A 16,866-nucleotide genomic window follows, 5' to 3' on the forward strand; every position below is an offset into this window, starting at 1 on the left:
GAAGCAAAGCGGTCCTTGCTCGTTTCGATCGCGATGATGCTTCTTTCAGCTCAGTGTATCCTCTCGATCGCTTGGTACGTTTTCAGATCGTGGATTGCCTGTCAACGCGCAGAATCGTACATTGTTTGCGAAAGCCGTGTGTGATATCGGGCAAGGTATGTATTAAATTAGGGAGCCGGCCTTGGCCGAAATAAGCGATTTCAAAGCGATGCCACCGGTCGGGACTGATCCCATCGGGGCCTCAAGCGAGGGCGCCTCGCTCTATGAACTGATCAGGGAAGACATCATCGAAGGACGGCTTGCCGCCAACGAACGGCTTGTGGTCACCGATCTCGCCCGGCGTCACGGCACCTCGACCAATCCTGTGCGCGAGGCCCTGCAGCTGTTGCGTGGCGAAGGCTTTGTCACCTTTGTCGCCAATCGCGGGGCGCGCGTCCGACCCATCGATCAGGATTTTGTCCGGGATATCTACGAGATCGGTGTTCTAATCGAGCCAGCCCTGACACGATGGTTTGTGAACATGGCTACCGGCGAGGACATCGCCGAACTCGAACGTCTCCAAGGCCTGATCGAAGAGAACAACTTCGCCGACACATTCAGGCACAGTGAGCTGGATACCGCTTTCCACACCGTCATGTACCAGCGGCACTACAACCGCCACGCCGCCGAGCTTTGGTGGAAGCATCGCGAAGTACTGCGAGCCGTGAGCCGTCGTTTCAATTTCACGCTGGCGCGACGTGCCGCGATCATGCGCGAGCACCGCGAACTCATCGCGCTTGTGAAGGCGGGAGAGGCTGACAAGGCGGCCGAACTCGTTTCCCGCCATGTCGAGGGTTCGGGCCGGCATATTCTGGAACAGATGCGTGCCCGCAACGCCGCTCGGGCCGGGTAGAATGTCCAGTCCAGAACCTCGTTAGGCTGACCATTTTCAGGCAAAGGTAGTCGAGATGAAAATCACGAGCATTCGGCCGTGGCTGATCAAGTCCGAGGCTTCTTATTGGGGAGAGTTCCTGTTCGTCGAAGTGACGACCGACGAGGGAGTGAGTGGCTGGGGAGAGATCACCACTACGACAAGGCTCGCCAACCGCGCTCTCTGCACGATCCTGCGGCAGATCGGCGTCGCCGTGACAGGTGAGGATCCGGCGCGTATCGAGCATCTCTGGCACAAGATCTTCCGCAGCTTCACCTATATGGGAAGCCGCGGCGCGGCTGTCGAATGCGTGAGCGCCATCGACATAGCCCTCTGGGACATCAGGGGCAAAGTCCTCGGCAAGCCGATTTACGAGCTGCTGGGCGGACCGGTACGCGATGAAATCGCGCTCTACACCCATCCCAACCAGGCTAAATTCACAAGCAAGGAGGCTGTGGTCCGCGAAATTCTAGACATTGTCGAGTCCGGACACACTGCGCTCAAGTTCGATCCCTACCCCCACCAGGGCCGCAGCGCCGATGGCCTGCCCCGCGAACAGCGGGACGGCTACCTCGATGGCAGCATGACCCGCAAGGACGAGCGCGAAGCCGCCGAACTCACGGCTCTGATCCGCGAAACGGCAGGACCCGATGTCGACATTCTCATCGATGCGCATGGCCGCTTCGACGTCCCCACCGCCATTCGCCTCTGTCGGAGCCTCGAGGAGGCCGGCCAGATCGACTGGTTTGAGGAGCCCTGCCCGCCCGAGAGCCTTAACGCCCTCAAGCAGGTGCGTGAGAAGGTCAATACCGCTATCTCATGGGGCGAGCGCGGCCACACGAAATGGGATTTCGTGCCGGTGCTTGAGAACAAGCTCGCCGACTACATCATGCCCGACGTTACCTGGACCGGCGGCATTACCGAACTCAAGAAGATTTCTGCGTTGTGCGAAGCCTACTACGTGCCTGTCTCGCCACATGACGCCGCGGGACCGATCAACGTGGTTGCGGGAGCGCAGGTGATGATGACCGTTCCCAATTTCTACAAACTCGAAACATCGGAGTGGAACCTGGGCAAATACGATCACCTGATCGACAGACCGCTCGACGTCTCGAACGGCAGCCTCAAGCTGACATCGAAGCCTGGTCTCGGTATTGAGATGGACCGCGACTACCTGCAGGCCCACGAGATAGAGCTGGGCTAGCAACACTCTATGCCGGCCGTGGTGCGGGGCGACAAGCCGAAACGAGGATAAGTCATGGCAAAGACAGGTGGCGCCGACGAAGCGCTCAATCGGGTGAACGCGAACTCCAAGCCGTCCCAGCTTCGCATCACCGACATGCGGGTAGCCGAAATCGTCGGCGCGCCGTTCACCTCGACCCTGCTCAAGATTTACACCAACCAGGGCATCGTCGGGCTTGGCGAGGTGCGCGACGGCGCCAGCGCCACCTACGCGCTGATGCTGAAGAGCCGGCTGCTTGGCGAAAACCCTTGCGACATCGACCGCCTGTTTCGCCGGATCAAGCAGTTCGGTGGGCACGGCCGGCAAGGCGGCGGCGTCTCCGCGGTCGAAATCGCGTTGTGGGATCTCGCCGGCAAGGCCTATGGCGTGCCCATCTACCAGATGCTCGGCGGCCGGTTTCGGGAGAAGGTGCGCGTCTATTGCGACACCGACGCGACCGTGCCGAGCGGCACCGAGACCGGCAAGCGCCTCAAGCAGCGCATGGAGCTCGGCTTCACCTTCCTCAAGATGGATCTGGGGCTGATGCAGATCGCGGATGTACCCGGTGCGGTCGTCTCCCCTGCCGGCTCACTTGAAGGCTACCGCGTCCATCCCGGCCGCGGGCCGGTCAAGACGCTTGAAGAGCGGCGCGCCCGCAATGCGGCTTACGATTTGCATAACGTTGCCCACCCATTTACCGGCCTCCACTTTTCCGACAAGGGCCTCGACCTGCTTGAACAGTACATTGCCGAGGTTCGCGAAATTATCGGCATGGATATTCCGCTCGCCATTGACCATGTCGGCCACATCTCGCTGCAGAACGGTATTCGGCTCGCCAGGCGGATTGAAAAATACGTGCCGGCCTGGCTCGAGGATGTGATCCCATGGCAGTACACCGAGCAGTACCGACAGCTGCAGGCCGCCACCACGGTGCCGATCTGCACCGGCGAGGACATCTACCTTAAGGAGGGTTTCGAGCCTCTGCTCAAGAGCGGCGGCCTCTCCATTATCCACCCGGACCTGCTCACCAGCGGGGGCATCCTCGAGACCAAGAAGATCGGCGACATGGCGCAGGACCACGGCGTCGCAATGGCCATCCATATGGCCGAAAGTCCAATCGCCGCAATGGCCGCGGCACATGTCGCGACCGCGACCGAAAACTTCATGGCGCTCGAATACCACTCCGCCGACGTCGACTGGTGGGACGATATCGTCACCGGCGTTCCCAAGCCGCTCGTGAAGGACGGCTTTATCACTGTTCCGGACAAACCGGGCCTTGGGATCGACGACGTCGTCGACGAGGTGATCTCGCAGCACCTGCAGCCGGATGTCACCGGCATCTGGCAGCCCACGGATCACTGGGACAACGAGTATTCCTGGGACCGCACCTGGAGCTGAGGCGAAAAGAACCGAAGATGAAGATCACCGACCTCCGCTGCGCCGTCATCGGCAAACATCCCATCGTCCGCATCGTTACTGACGAGGGCCTCTATGGCCTTGGCGAGGTCGAGTTCACCAAGACCTATCTCAAACCTTGGGTGCTGCATTTCCGCGAGGCGCTGATCGGCGAGGACCCGACCGACGTCGAGCGGGTGATGCTGAAGATCCGCCAACGCGGCTCTTTCAAGCCCTATGGCGCGGCGGTAAGCGCTATCGAGCATGCGCTGTGGGACATTGCCGGCAAGGCCGCAGGCGTGCCTGTCTACAAACTGCTCGGCGGCAAGGTGCGCGACAAGGTGCGCGTCTATAACGGCTCGATCCGCCAGAAACGAACAGGGGACCGGCCGGAGGATTACGCCGCTGACGTGAAATGGATGATGGAGCAGCCGCAGAACTTCTTCATGATCAAGCAAGGAATCTCGTTCCACTCCAACATGAAGGACACCATCGAGGACTTCCATTACGGCGTGACGCAGAAGAAGGCTGGCTATCACGGTGCCATGGATCAGGGCGTGATCAGCGAGCGCGGTTTCAACCACATGCTTGACTGCGTGATCGCGATGAAGGAAGTGCTGGGCGACAAGGTCAGCCTGGCGCTCGACTGCGGCCCGGGCTGGATGCTGCCCGATGCGATCAAGTTCGCTCGCGCGGTCGAGAAGTACAATTTGATGTGGCTCGAGGATATGCTGACCGGCGACTATTTGCCGTGGGTCAATCCGCAGGCCTATCGGGAGCTGACCACCTCCACCTCGACGCCAATTCATACCGGCGAGCAGATCTACCTGCGGCACAATTTCAAGGAGCTGATCGAAACGCAGGCGGTGCGCGTCATCGGCCCCGATCCGGCCGATATTGGCGGCATTGCCGAGCTCAAATGGGTCGCCGAGCACGCCTATATGCACTCGATCCTGATGGCACCGCACGGCACCGCGAACGGCCTTCTGGGCCTCGGAGCGCTGATCAATGTCTGCGCCACGCTGCCCGCCAACTACATCGCGTTCGAATACCCGAGCGCCTCAGACCCCTGGTGGGAGGACCTCGTAATCGGCCTGCCGTCGCAGATCGTGAAGGACAGCATGGTGGACCTGCTGGAAGCGCCGGGGCTGGGCCTCGACATCGACGCCGAAGCAGCCAGGAAGTATCTCAGCGAAGAGGATGCGGGCTTCTTCGACTGAACCATGCTTCTTGCGCCACCTTGCACCATGCGGACCGCTTCACGCAAATTGGCATCCGGAGTGACCACTTCGCGGCCGAAAGCTGGCTGGCGGCTTCCAGTGTGAGGTGTAGTTGAGCGGACATTCAGCTCGGCGCAGGGTCTGTCCTCACCTGACCCAACGGCCACGTTTGTCTGGACCGTCGGTAGGTCGTCAGGGTGGAAACCGAAAGTTCGACGCGAATTCAACAGAGAGCTCGCTTGCTGTTCACGGCTGCTCTACGCGCTCAATCCTCAGACAAGCCGGCCAGAGAACTGTCCTTCCAGAAGCGAAGGGGTCAAGGGCCGTCGCCTCGCTGGGCATTTTTGCAACCGCGACGATCACTCCGGCACGCCGGAGATGCCCAGCGCCTCGACGTAACGCTCGGCGAACACCTTGTCCAGCCACGGGTTGATCTGTCTCTGCAGGGTGAGCGTGTAGGTCGGGAACGCCTCCATCAGCCGCCGCGCCGCCGCCTGCGCCTCGTCCAGCCGGTTGAGTTTGACCAGCGCCATGATCACCACCCGGTGCGAGGAACCGTAGTTCGGCATCTCGTGCAACGCGCGTTCTCCCCATGCGAGCGCTTCCTCGTAGTGCTCGAGCATCAGGTAGCTCATCCCGATGCCCGAGAGCGCGATGCCCTTCTCGGGGTCGACCGGGCTCAGCCGCATTGCCCTGTGAAAGTGCTCGATCGCGACGAGCGGGCGGCTGGAATGTGCGTTCACCCAGCCGCTGCCCGTATAGCCCTGCGCCGAATTGGGGTTGAGCAGCAGGGATCGTTCGATCGTGTCCAGGGCCGTCTCGTAGTCCTTCGCGCTGTAGGCGATCACCTGCGCGGCGAAGCGTAGGCTCGTGGGGTCGTCACGCGCTTCCGCCAGTACCTCGCGAGCCATGCGCGCGGCGACCCGGATATCGTCGGGCTCGTGCCAGCACTGGCTCACGGAAAGGCTGCGGATATAGGAGCCAAGTGCCTTCGCCAAGGTGAAGCCAGGGTCGATGCTGAGCGCCTCGTTGGTGAGCCGGCGCACGTCGGCAAAGCCTTCGCGCGTCATGCTGTAGAAGCGCGGCAGCGCGCGAAGGTAGAGGTCGTAGGCGCTGATGTAGTCGGTCGGCTTCATGCGCGCCTGCTTGATCTCCTGCAGCCGGATGCTCGGTTCGACAGCGCCGACGACGCTCTCGGTCACCTTGTCCTGCAGGTCGAAGATGTCGCTCACGTCGCCCTCGAAGCGATCGGCCCAGACATGATGTCCGCTGATCGCGTCCACCAACTGCCCACTGATGCGCACCCGCGATCCTGCTCTGCGGATGCTGCCTTCGAGCACGTAGCGGACGCCCAGCTCGCGCCCGACCTGGCGCAGGTCCACCGCCCGGCCCTTGTAGGTGAAGGACGAGTTGCGGGCGATCACGAAGAAGGAGTCCACCCGGCTCAATCCCGTGATGATGTCCTCCACCAGTCCGTCGGCGAAGTATTCCTGGTCGGGGTCGCCGCTCATGTTGGTGAAAGGCAGAACCGCGATCGAGGGTTTCTCGGGCAGCGGAGGCGGTGCAGCCACCGAGGCGCTGGCGTCGGTCTCGACGCGGTAGGCGCGCACAGGCCGCTCGATGTTCTTGAGGCGCAGGTTGCCGAGCGGCGTGAAGCCGCAGCCGAGCTTGCCCTGAAGGTGGTCGTAGGCGGTGCCCGAGACGACCACCGTGCCGGGGTCGGCGATGCTTTCGAGGCGGGCGGCGATGTTGACCGCGTCGCCGTAGAGGTCGCCGTCTTCCTCGCAGACCACGTCGCCGAGATTGACGCCGATGCGGAAGCGAATCCGCTCTTCCTTCGGCGTCTCCGCTTCGTGTTTTGCCACGGCCTGCTGGATCGCCATTGCCGAGGTCACCGCGTTAACGACGCTCGCGAACTCACACAGCATGCCGTCGCCGGTGAGCTTGACGATCCGACCCCCGTGCTCGGAGACCAGCGGTTCGAGGAGGTCCTTGCGGTAGATCTTCAGCCGCTCGAGGGTCCCGCGCTCGTCGCGCTCCGTCAGGCGCGAATAGCCGACCACGTCGCAAGCCAGGATCGCTGCGAGGTGGCGCTGCGTGGTCATCGCACCGCTCAGCCATGAGCCTGCACGCGGGCCGCCCCGTGCCCATGTCCTGCCAACTTCCAGACGCCCCATGTGCATGGTATCCATCTCTCCCGGTCGCCGCCCGTCGCCGATACAGAACGGAGAACGCAGCTCGACCTTGCCTTCACGAGATTTCGCTATCCCGCTTGCGAGGCGTGGAGCGTTCCAGTCGCCGCGCTAACACGACACGCCCACGCAGCCTCTGGAACGCTGACACTTCACTCCCAGAAGGCCGCAGATATTTCTCGCCCTCTGTAACCGGTTGACGCCACCGTGGCGGTGCTTTTGTCACCCCGATGTAACAGCGAGATGCCCTACGAACGCGCGCATCGGGCGTTACTGTCCTATGAACGTCGTATCGGTTGGTCAACCATCCAGATACTAGGAGCAGTTCGGAGGAGGTCTCCTTCGCGCCACCTTCAGACTATGCGGCGCCGGGTCGCCCTGCCAAACGCGTATTGCTCCCTGGGCAGATTCTGCGCCCGGCACTTGTTCGGTGCAAGTGTCGTCATGACGTGACCCGATGCGGCCTTTCAATTGCGACCCTCGCTTGCCGGAGCTGCGTTAAGTCGGCGGAGGCCAATGGTATTTTCAATGGAACGCTAATATACATGGAAACCCGAACGAGCAGCGCCTGCCAGACACTTGAGGAATGCCATGCGAAGGCTCATCTTCACGGCAATGTGTATCGCCGCCGCAACAGCCGCTAACGCCCATGATTGGTACGAAGACAAGATTGACCCGCAGACCAAATTCAAGTGCTGCGGCGGTTCAGATTGCCGCGCCGTACCTCGGTCTTCGGTGCGGTCCAGGGTAGACGGTGGGTACACCTATTTGCCGCATAATTTCATCATCCCACAGGACCGTGTACAGGAATCCCCGGACGGCCAATACCATATCTGCGAAAATAAATATGTCGTAACCAATCAGCTGTATTGGCGTTGCTTCTTCGCACCTCGTGTCGATGTGTCTATACTTCTAAAGCATTAAAGCGCGTCGCTTCCGCAATTCACATTCTCAAGGTTCTAGTCCACTAATTCTGATTTGACTTTCTTCAAAATTGTCGAAGCTTAAAGTTACGCGATTTCGACCTTGCCCACCTAGTTTGGCTATGCGGTCCCGAGCGCGGGCACGCTCACCCCTCGCGATCTGCCCGAGGCAACATTTATCAACCATTTCGACCACTTCCTTGCCGGGACGACTTGCGAAGAACAAAGATTTGTTTGATCAAGTTGGAACGAGGCCAACAAACCGCAATTGTGATCCGAACCTGCTGACACGATGTTTGATGGGCGGCCAATCGAACGGTCAATTCAAGCGGGACAGCGGGTGCTGGCCTGTCTCATTGTGCTGCTTGCGCTCGGTGCTCCGACCTTGGCCGAGGACAGCCACGATTGTGGTGGCGCCGCTGCGGGCTCACAGCGGATCGCGGCCTGCACGCGGATCATCGAGGACAGGACGCGAAGCTCGGGCAGCCGCGCCGTCGCTTACCACAACCGGGCTATTGTCTGGACTGAGATCGGTGACACTGACCGGGCCTTGGCAGATTACGACAACGCCATCGCCCTCGACCCGGACGACACCGATGCCTACAACGAGCGTGGGCTGCTATGGCTCGACAAGGGCGAGAACGACAACGCCATCCGCGATTTCGACCGGGCGATCGAGCTCGACCCCGGAAAAGCCGTGGCCTTTTACAACAAAGGCCTCGGCTGGGCTCACAAGGGCGACGACGTTCGCGCCATCATCGACTACAGCCACGCAATCGGACTCGATCCGGCATATATGGAGGCCTACAATAATCGCGGCTTCGTCTTCAACAGGATGGGCAAATTCGACCGCGCCATCGCCGATTTCGACGAGGCGATCAGACTCAATCCCCGACACCCGTTCGCCTACAATAACCGGGCCATCTCTTGGGGCGCAAAGGGTAATGCAGCACGCGCCGTCGCTGACTACAGCCAGGCGATCACGCTCGATCCCACCTATGTCAATCCCTACGGAAGCAGGGGAATCTACTATTTCTGCGGCCCGGAACCGGCCAAGGCGCAAGCCGACCTTACAATGGCGGCGACACTTGCACCCGACAATGCCTACTATGCGATCTGGGCGGATCTGGCCGAGCGGCGCAGTGGTGGCGCCAGCCATTTACGCCGGGTGGCCAGCAAGTTGGACATGACCAAATGGCCGGCGCCGCTGGTTCGCATGTTCCTTGGCGAGCAGTCGCCCGAAGCAGCCCTGACCGCAGCCGACGATCCCGTCCCGAGGCGGAAACGCGGAAATCTGTGTGAGGCCAATTTCTACGCGGCGGAATTCCACCAGCTCAAGGGCAATGCCGACAAGGCTTTGCGACATTACCGGCTAGCCGTGCGCGACTGCCCCAGGGATTTCATTGAGTACGTCGCAGCCACCGAGAGCCTGCGCGCCCTGGGCGTAACTCCATAGGGCGCTGCCGTGGGTGACTTCTGGGCGGACTCCACGAATTCGGTGACAGTCCAAATTTTGTCGTGTCGGCACGGCCGTGGTTGTGTAGATTGGCTGTGTGGCCGCCTTGCCCGCATTGTCGTTCCCGGTCCACTCGCCACATGACGCAACGCGGTAGCGGTGACGATTTCGGCCCCGATGGGCAGCCAAGCGACACTGATGACCGGGGCGAGATCATCAGTGCGGTTCATGCGGGAGCAGCATTCGCCAGATGCCGGAGCTACGGCTGCAGTCTCGAATTTGACGCATCAGCACTTGCAAATCGTCGGCCGAGGTCTTTTGCTCGCGCGATAGTTGCCCTTGACCGTTGAATGGTTGGCGAACAGATGAACAAAATCGATCGACGGCGGCCACAGTCAGAAACGGACGTCACCGTAAATGTCGCAAGACTTGGAACTCGGCTGCGCCTCGCCCGCCAGACACGCGGCATGACGCTGAAGACGCTGGCCGCGGCTGCGAATTGTTCGGAAAGCCTGCTGTCCAAGATCGAGAACGGCAAGGCTTCGCCGTCCCTGCCCATGCTTCACCGCCTGGTCGAGGTTCTCGACACCAACATCGGCTGGATGTTCGAGCAAGTCGATGACGACGAGGCGATCGTATTCCGGGCGGGCGCAAGGCCTTTGATCGCGCTCGACGCGCTACGGCGTGGCGAAGGCATTTCGCTCGAACGCATCATTCCGTATTCGCCTGGCCACCTCTTACAATGCAACATCCATCACATCGAGGCAGAGGGCTCGAGCGAAGGTCCGATCCAGCATGCCGGCGAGGAAGTCGGCTATGTGCTCGCCGGCCGGATCGAACTGATCGTCGACGGCAAGAGCCATGCTCTCGCCAGGGGCGATGCCTTCGTGTTCAGGTCGGAGTTGCCGCATCATTACCGCAACATCGGCGAGGAACGCGCTAGCATTTTCTGGGTCAACACGCCGGCGACTTTCTGAGCAACGCTCTGCGTTCATTTGGATTGACAAATATTCAAGTCTCTTGAATGTTTGCCTCGTGCCTGTAGCACCAACGGGACCAGCCGAGGTCTGGTCCGCAAGCAAGGGGAACCGAAATGCGTCTGTTCAAACTTCTCGCCGGCTGTGCCGCCGCCATTGCCATGGGCTCGGCAGCGATGGGATCGGCGCTTGCCGATACGTTCGCTCTCGTCAACATCAACCAGCAGGCCCTGTTCTTCAACCAGATCAACGAGGGCGCGCAAAAGGCAGCCGATGCCGCCGGCGCCAAGCTGGTCATTTTCAACGCCAACAATGTGCCGAGCGCGCAAAACGACGCGATCGAGAACTACATCACGCAGAAAGTCGACGGCATCATTCTGGTCGCCATCGACGTCAACGGCGTCAAGCCTGCGATCACCGCGGCCAAGGCGGCCGGCATTCCCGTCATAGCCATCGACGCGCAAATCCCCGACGGCGACAATATTTCGTTCATCGGCGTCGACAACACCAAGGCCGGCGAGGACATCGGCAAGTTCTACGCCGACTATGTGAAGACCGAGATGGGCGGCAAGGCCAAGATCGGTATCGTCGGCGCACTCAATTCATTCATCCAGAACCAGCGGCTCGACGGCTTCAAGAAGGCGGTCACCGAAAGCGGCCAGGCCGTCACCTTCCTCGACACGGTCGACGGCCAGAACGTTCAGGAGACCGCGTTGAGCGCTTCGGAAAACCTGATGACGGCCAATCCGGACATGAACTCGCTCTATGCGACCGGAGAGCCGGCCTTGCTCGGCGCCGTTTCGGCAGTGACCAGCCAGGGCCGCACCGGCGACGTCAAGGTATTCGGCTGGGATCTGACCAAGCAGGCCGTTCAGGGCATCGACGACGGCTGGGTGGTGGCGGTCGTGCAGCAGGATCCGGCCGGCGAAGGCAAGGCCGCGGTCGAAGCGCTCGGCAAGCTCAAGAAGGGCGAGAAAATCGATCCGATCATCAATATCCCGGTGACGATCGTGACCAAGAAGAATGTCGACCAATACCGCGCGATGTTCAAGTAAACTGCGTCGGCGACCGAGCCGCGGCGCCGCCTGAGGCTGCGCCGCGGACACCTTGCAATCGCGTGGAATCCCAGATGAGCAGTGGCCAGACCTATCGGGTGCGGATGAGCGGCATCTCAAAGCGCTACAACGCCATCCAGACGCTCGATGACGTGTCGCTGACGCTGAAGCCGGGCGAGGTGCTGGGGCTGGTCGGCGACAATGGCGCCGGCAAGTCGACATTGAGCAAGGTGCTGTCGGGGGCTGTGGTTCCCGACGCCGGCACCATCGAAATCGACGGCAAGCCGGTGGTCTTCAGCTCGCCGGCCGACGCACGTGCGGCGCGCGTGGAGATGGTCTACCAGGACCTGTCGCTCTGCGACACGGTCGATGTCGCCGGCAATCTGTTTCTCGGCCGCGAGCCGCGCCGCCGCATCGCAGGCATTTCCTTTCTCGACAAGAAGCGCATGCATGACGAGACGCGCCAGATGCTCGATCGGCTCGGCATCGTCATTGCCGACACCCGTCTCAAGGTCGAAAACCTCTCCGGCGGGCAGCGCCAGTCGATCGCGATCGGCCGCGCCGCCTCGTTCGAGCCGGCCGTGCTGATCATGGACGAGCCGACGGCAGCGCTTGCCGTCGCCGAAGTCGAGGCGGTGCTCGAACTGATCCGCGCGGTCAGTGCGCGCGGTGTCAGCGTCATCCTGATCACCCACCGGCTTCAGGATCTGTTCCTCGTCTGCGATCGCATCCAGGTCATGTATGAAGGGCGCAATGTCGCCGAGCGGCTGATCGGCGAGACCAATATCGAAGACGTGGTCAATCTGATCGTCGGCCGCAAGTTCAGTGCGCGTTCCGCCACCAATGGCTATCGCGGTGGAGCGCCGGCATGAGCGACGCGATCCACGCCGCTCAGCCCTCACGAGTGCACAAGGGCACCTGGCGCGATGTGCTGCTCGCCAATGGCAGTGTCGTCTCGATCGCGCTGTTCTTTCTGGTCGTCTGCATCATCTTCTCGGTTGCGACCGACGCCTTTCTGACGTCGCCCAATCTGTTGAACATCCTGCGGCAGTCGGCGCCGCTGTTGATCGTCGCCGCGGCAATGACTTTCGTCATCACCACTGGCGGCATCGATCTTTCGGTCGGCTCCGTGCTGGCGCTGGTGGCGACGCTGTCGGCGACGCTTTTGCAGTTCGGCCTGCCCTGGCCAGTCGTTATCCTCGCCATGTTGGCGCTCGGTGCCCTGCTTGGCGCGGTGCAGGGCTATTTCGTCGCCTATGAGGGCATCCCGTCCTTCATCGTCACGCTTGCCGGGCTTTCGGTGATCCGTGGCGTGGCGCTGCTGATCACCGGCGGCTATTCCATCCCGATCGAGCCAGGAAGCGCTTTCACCGTGCTGGGACGCGCCTGGTTCCTTGGCGTGCCGGTGCCGGCGCTGATCGCGCTGGCGATCCTGGCCATCGCCTATCTCGCCTTCAACGAGACGCCATTCGGCCGCTATGTCACCGGCATCGGCGCCAACGCCGAGGCGGTGCGGCGCGCCGGCGTCAACACGCGGCAGACGACGCTGTTCGTGTATGTGATTTCCGCCACCGCGGCAGCCCTTGCCGGGATCATCATTGCTGCCCGGCTTGGATCGGGATCTTCGAATGCCGGACAGGGTTTCGAGCTGGAAGTCATCGCCGCCGTCGTGCTCGGCGGCACCAGCCTGTTCGGCGGCCGCGGAACGATCATCGGCACGGTGCTCGGCGCGCTGACCGTGGCCGTCATCGGCAACGGCCTGATCCTGGCGCATCTGTCGCCTTTCCTGACGCCGATAGTCACCGGAACGATCATCCTGATCGCCATCTGGCTGAACTTCCGCCTGTTCCGCGGCGCCGTGCGGAGCCGTTGAGCCAATGAGCGGTCTGTTCGATAACGCAGAGCCCGGCCAGCGGCTGCCAATCGGGGTCGAAACCGGCCATGTGATGACCGTGCTCGGCCCAGTTCCGGTCGAGGAGATGGGCATTACGCTGATGCACGAGCACATCTTGCTCGATGGCGCGCGCAGCTGGAAATGTCCCTGCCATCCCGATGACATGGCGATCGCCGAGCAGCCGGTGAACATCGAGATCATCGGCGAGTTGCGCATGAACCCTTACGTCAACCGCGACAACGTTTCGCTCGACGACGCCGACCTGGCGCTGTCGGAGCTGCAGCGCTATCGCGCACTGGGCGGCCACACCGTCGTCGATGCCACCAATATCGGCATCGGCCGCGACCCCGAAAAGCTCGCCCGCATCAGCCGCATGTCCGGCCTAAAGATCGTCATGGGCACCGGCTTCTATCTCGATCACACCCATCCCGAATGGCTGAAGGCGATGGATGTGGACGCGGTGACCGAGTTCATCGTCAACGATGTCGGCGGCGGCGAGACGCAGCCGCCGATCATGGCCGGGCTGATCGGCGAGGTCGGCGTCAGCAAGGATTTCACCGCCGAGGAACGCAAGTCGCTGCGAGCTTCGGCGCGCGCCTCGCGCATCACCGGCGTGCCGCTGTCAATCCATCTGCCTGGCTGGGAGCGGCTGGCGCACGACGTGCTCGATATCGTCGAGGCCGAAGGCGGCGATCTTCGTCACACCGTGCTCTGCCACATGAACCCGAGCCACGACGATCCCGATTACCAGAAAAGCCTCGCCCGGCGCGGCGCATTCCTCGAATACGACATGATCGGCATGGACTATTATTATGCCGACCAGGACGCGCAATCGCCCTCCGACGAGGAGAATGCACGCGCCATCGCTGCCCTTGTCGAGGCGGGCTTCGGCGACCGCCTGCTGTTGTCGCAGGATGTGTTCCTCAAGATCATGCTGACGCGCTTCGGCGGCTTCGGCTATGGCTATATCCTGAAGCATTTCATACCGCGCCTGAAACGCCACGGCGTCGAGCAGGCTGCTATCGACCGCATGCTGATCGCCAATCCAAAGAGCGTATTCGCGCGGCTCTGAATGGCCTCGAGTTACGACGGGAGTTCAAATGTCCAAGAAGAAAATCCTGCTTGCCGGCGAATCCTGGGTTTCGACCGCGACCCATATCAAGGGTTTCGATCAGTTTCCGACCGTCACCTACCACACCGGCGCGGACGAGTTGCTGAGCGCGCTGACGGCGACCGACTTCGACGTCACCTTCATGCCGGCGCATGAGGCGCAGCGCGGCTTTCCACAGACGATGGAGGCGCTGTCGGCCTATGACGCGGTCGTGCTCTCCGACATCGGCGCCAACACGCTGCTGCTGCATCCCGACACATGGGTCCACTCCAAGCCGACGCCGAACCGCTTGCGCCTGCTGCGCGATTACGTCAACGGCGGCGGCGGTCTATTGATGTTCGGCGGCTACTACAGCTTCCAGGGCATCAATGGCGGCGCGCGCTACCGCAAGACCCCGGTCGAGGACGTGCTACCGGTGAATTGCCTGGCCTACGACGACCGCGTCGAGGTTCCCGAAGGTTTTGCGCCTGTGCCGAAACCAGGGTCGAGCCATCCCATCCTCAGGGGCCTCGGCTCGGACTGGCCGATCCTGCTCGGCTTCAACGAGGTGACGCTGAAGGATGGGGCCGAGGTCCTGGCCAGCGTGTCGTCGGACTATGGTTCGCTGCCGCTGCTTGTCACCGGCCATTACGGCAAGGGCCGCACCGTTGCCTGGACATCCGATGTCGGGCCGCATTGGCTTCCGCCGCAATTCATCGCCTGGCGCGGCTACAAGACCCTGTTCGAACAGATGCTGGGCTGGGCGACCGGTGAGAGCTGAGCCATGCATGTCCACGTCGTCGGCAATGCCTGCGTCGATACCGTGTTTCGCGTCGGCCGCTTCCCTGCCGCCGGCGAGACCTTGAATGCCGTGAGTTATGCCGACGGGCTCGGCGGCAAGGGCGCCAACCAGGCAGTCGCAGCAGCACGGACTGGTGCAGAGGTGACGTTCTGGACGGCGCTCGGCAAGGACCCCGCTGGCGCGTGGATCAGGAGCCGCCTCGACAGCGAGCTGTCAGACCTTGAGGTGAGCGAATTCGAGCTGCCGAGCGACCGCTCGACCATCGTCGTCGATAAAGGCGGAGAGAATTTCATCGTCAGCGGCGTCGCCTGCAGCGAAGCCTTCGATCCGGTGACGCAGACAGCACTTGTCCGCTGGATCGCCCCCGGCGACATCCTCGTCTGCCAGGGAAATTTGCAGACTGCCGTGACCAATGCCTGCCTCAGAGCGGCAAAGGGAAACGGTGCGCGCACCGTTCTCAACGCCAGCCCGATCAATGCGGCATCTGTTCCCGATCTCGGCCTGGCGGAGGTTTTGGTGGTCAACCAATCCGAGGCGAAAACCCTGACCGGCCGGAATGACATGACAGCAGCCGCCGGCGCGCTGGTGGCCAAAGGCGCAGGCGCCGTCGTCATCACGCTCGGTGCCGCAGGCTGTCTCGTGCTTGGCACGGACCGGACGGAACCGCTTCGCTTGCCGGCGCCGCAGGTCGAAGCGCTCGACACCAGCGGCGCGGGCGATGTGTTCTGCGGCTGTCTGGCCGGTGGGCTTGCCAGGGGCATGCCGGTCATCTCGGCGCTGGAGCTGGCGCTAGCCGCCGCCGCAATCGCCGTGACACGGCCGGGCACGCTGGCGTCCTGTCCTTCCGCCTCCGAGATGGCGGCGCTCATCGATCAAATGGAGCTCTCATGACCCAGATCGGCCAATCCTGCGGCGACGCGCTGCTAGACCTTTTCGGCCGCACCAAGGTGGTGATCGGCGTCGTTCACCTGGCGCCGCTGCCCGGCGCGCCGCGCTATGACGGCGAGGCCGTGGAAGTGATCTACCAGCGCGGGCTCGACGACGCCAAAGCCTATCTCGACGGCGGCTGCGACGGCGTCATCGTCGAGAACCATGGCGACATCCCCTTCGCCAAGCCTGATGATATCGGCCCGGAGACGGCGGCCTATATGGCGGTCGTTTCCGACCGCATCCGCCGCGAACTCGGCAGGCCGATCGGCATCAATGTGCTGGCCAATGCCGCGATCCCGGCCTTGGCGATCGCCAGCGCTGCCCGCGCCGGTTTCGTCCGCGTCAATCAATGGGCGAACGCCTATGTCGCCAATGAGGGCTTTGTCGAAGGCGAGTCGGGCCGCGCGGCGCGCTACCGCGCCAGGCTGCGCGCCAACGGCATCCGCATTTTCGCCGATGCCCATGTCAAGCACGGCGCACATGCCATCGTCGCCGACCGTCCGGTGGAGGAACTGGTCAAGGACCTGGTCTTCTTCGACGCCGACGCCATCATCGCCACCGGCCAGCGCACCGGCCACGCCGCGGATTTGGGCTACATAAGTATGATCAAGCAGGCCGCCGGCCTGCCGACGCTGGTCGGCAGCGGTGTCACCCCGGACAACGCCAATGATATCCTCGCCATTGTCGACGGGGTCATCATCGCCAGCGCGCTGAAGTACGACGGCGTCTGGTGGAACCAAGTCGACTCTGCTCGAGTGAAGGCGTTCATGAGTGGTCTGAAGCGATAGCTGACTACCCTA

At 62.2% G+C, this 16,866-nt stretch carries 14 protein-coding genes; 13 read left to right on the forward strand and 1 reads right to left on the reverse strand.

The window, feature by feature from the left end:
* Positions 1–181 precede the first annotated feature (181 nt).
* From NKI19_RS11030 to NKI19_RS11045, 4 genes are read left to right on the forward strand one after another with little or no spacing between them, the layout of a single operon-like run.
* The gene (locus NKI19_RS11030) at positions 182–892 is read left to right on the forward strand and encodes a GntR family transcriptional regulator (protein WP_023679253.1); all 711 of its coding nucleotides are present in this window, start codon (positions 182–184) and stop codon (positions 890–892) included.
* A gap of 55 nt (positions 893–947) precedes the next feature.
* Entirely contained in the window at positions 948–2,114 is a 1,167-nt protein-coding gene (locus NKI19_RS11035; RefSeq protein WP_352492998.1) for a mandelate racemase/muconate lactonizing enzyme family protein, read from the forward strand.
* Between the two features lie 54 nt (positions 2,115–2,168).
* Positions 2,169–3,530: a mandelate racemase/muconate lactonizing enzyme family protein gene (locus NKI19_RS11040; RefSeq protein WP_352567132.1), complete on the forward strand. Its 1,362-nt coding sequence runs from the start codon at positions 2,169–2,171 to the stop codon at positions 3,528–3,530.
* Positions 3,531–3,547: 17 nt separating this feature from the next.
* Complete coding sequence (locus NKI19_RS11045) at positions 3,548–4,747, forward strand: mandelate racemase/muconate lactonizing enzyme family protein (RefSeq protein WP_352492996.1); 1,200 nt, start codon at positions 3,548–3,550, stop codon at positions 4,745–4,747.
* Positions 4,748–5,106: 359 nt separating this feature from the next.
* Here the strand turns inward: NKI19_RS11045 and NKI19_RS11050 are convergent, their stop codons facing one another.
* Entirely contained in the window at positions 5,107–6,852 is a 1,746-nt protein-coding gene (locus tag NKI19_RS11050) for an adenylate/guanylate cyclase domain-containing protein (RefSeq protein ID WP_352492995.1), read from the reverse strand.
* A gap of 1,350 nt (positions 6,853–8,202) precedes the next feature.
* On the opposite strand from NKI19_RS11050, the gene NKI19_RS11055 reads away from it, so the two are divergent.
* The 9 genes from NKI19_RS11055 to NKI19_RS11095 all read left to right on the forward strand — a co-directional run bounded on the left by NKI19_RS11055 (position 8,203) and on the right by NKI19_RS11095 (position 16,854).
* Entirely contained in the window at positions 8,203–9,318 is a 1,116-nt protein-coding gene (locus NKI19_RS11055) for a tetratricopeptide repeat protein (protein WP_352492994.1), read from the forward strand.
* Positions 9,319–9,683: 365 nt separating this feature from the next.
* A complete protein-coding gene (locus tag NKI19_RS11060; protein WP_352492993.1) occupies positions 9,684–10,295 on the forward strand; it encodes a cupin domain-containing protein in 612 nt (203 codons plus the stop codon).
* Between the two features lie 116 nt (positions 10,296–10,411).
* Positions 10,412–11,350 carry an ABC transporter substrate-binding protein gene (locus NKI19_RS11065; RefSeq protein ID WP_352492992.1) on the forward strand — a complete coding sequence of 313 codons (939 nt, stop codon included), beginning with the start codon at positions 10,412–10,414 and terminating at the stop codon, positions 11,348–11,350.
* 74 nt (positions 11,351–11,424) lie between these two features.
* On the forward strand, positions 11,425–12,222 hold the full coding sequence (locus tag NKI19_RS11070) for an ATP-binding cassette domain-containing protein (RefSeq protein WP_352492991.1): 798 nt from the start codon (positions 11,425–11,427) through the stop codon (positions 12,220–12,222).
* Entirely contained in the window at positions 12,219–13,223 is a 1,005-nt protein-coding gene (locus NKI19_RS11075) for an ABC transporter permease (RefSeq protein WP_352492990.1), read from the forward strand. The genes NKI19_RS11070 and NKI19_RS11075 overlap by 4 nt, the downstream gene beginning before the upstream one ends.
* Positions 13,224–13,227: 4 nt before the next feature.
* Positions 13,228–14,316 (forward strand): phosphotriesterase family protein, encoded by a 1,089-nt coding sequence (locus tag NKI19_RS11080; protein WP_352492989.1) that lies wholly within the window; start codon positions 13,228–13,230, stop codon positions 14,314–14,316.
* A 28-nt stretch (positions 14,317–14,344) separates the two neighbouring features.
* Positions 14,345–15,115 carry a glutamine amidotransferase gene (locus tag NKI19_RS11085; protein ID WP_352492988.1) on the forward strand — a complete coding sequence of 257 codons (771 nt, stop codon included), beginning with the start codon at positions 14,345–14,347 and terminating at the stop codon, positions 15,113–15,115.
* Positions 15,116–15,118: 3 nt separating this feature from the next.
* Entirely contained in the window at positions 15,119–16,027 is a 909-nt protein-coding gene (locus NKI19_RS11090) for a ribokinase (protein ID WP_352492987.1), read from the forward strand.
* Positions 16,024–16,854: a BtpA/SgcQ family protein gene (locus NKI19_RS11095; protein WP_352567130.1), complete on the forward strand. Its 831-nt coding sequence runs from the start codon at positions 16,024–16,026 to the stop codon at positions 16,852–16,854. The genes NKI19_RS11090 and NKI19_RS11095 overlap by 4 nt, the downstream gene beginning before the upstream one ends.
* The last annotated feature ends 12 nt before the right edge of the window (positions 16,855–16,866 follow it).

This window comes from Mesorhizobium sp. M0751 (genome assembly GCF_040320265.1).
Taxonomy (GTDB): Bacteria; Pseudomonadota; Alphaproteobacteria; order Rhizobiales; family Rhizobiaceae; genus Mesorhizobium.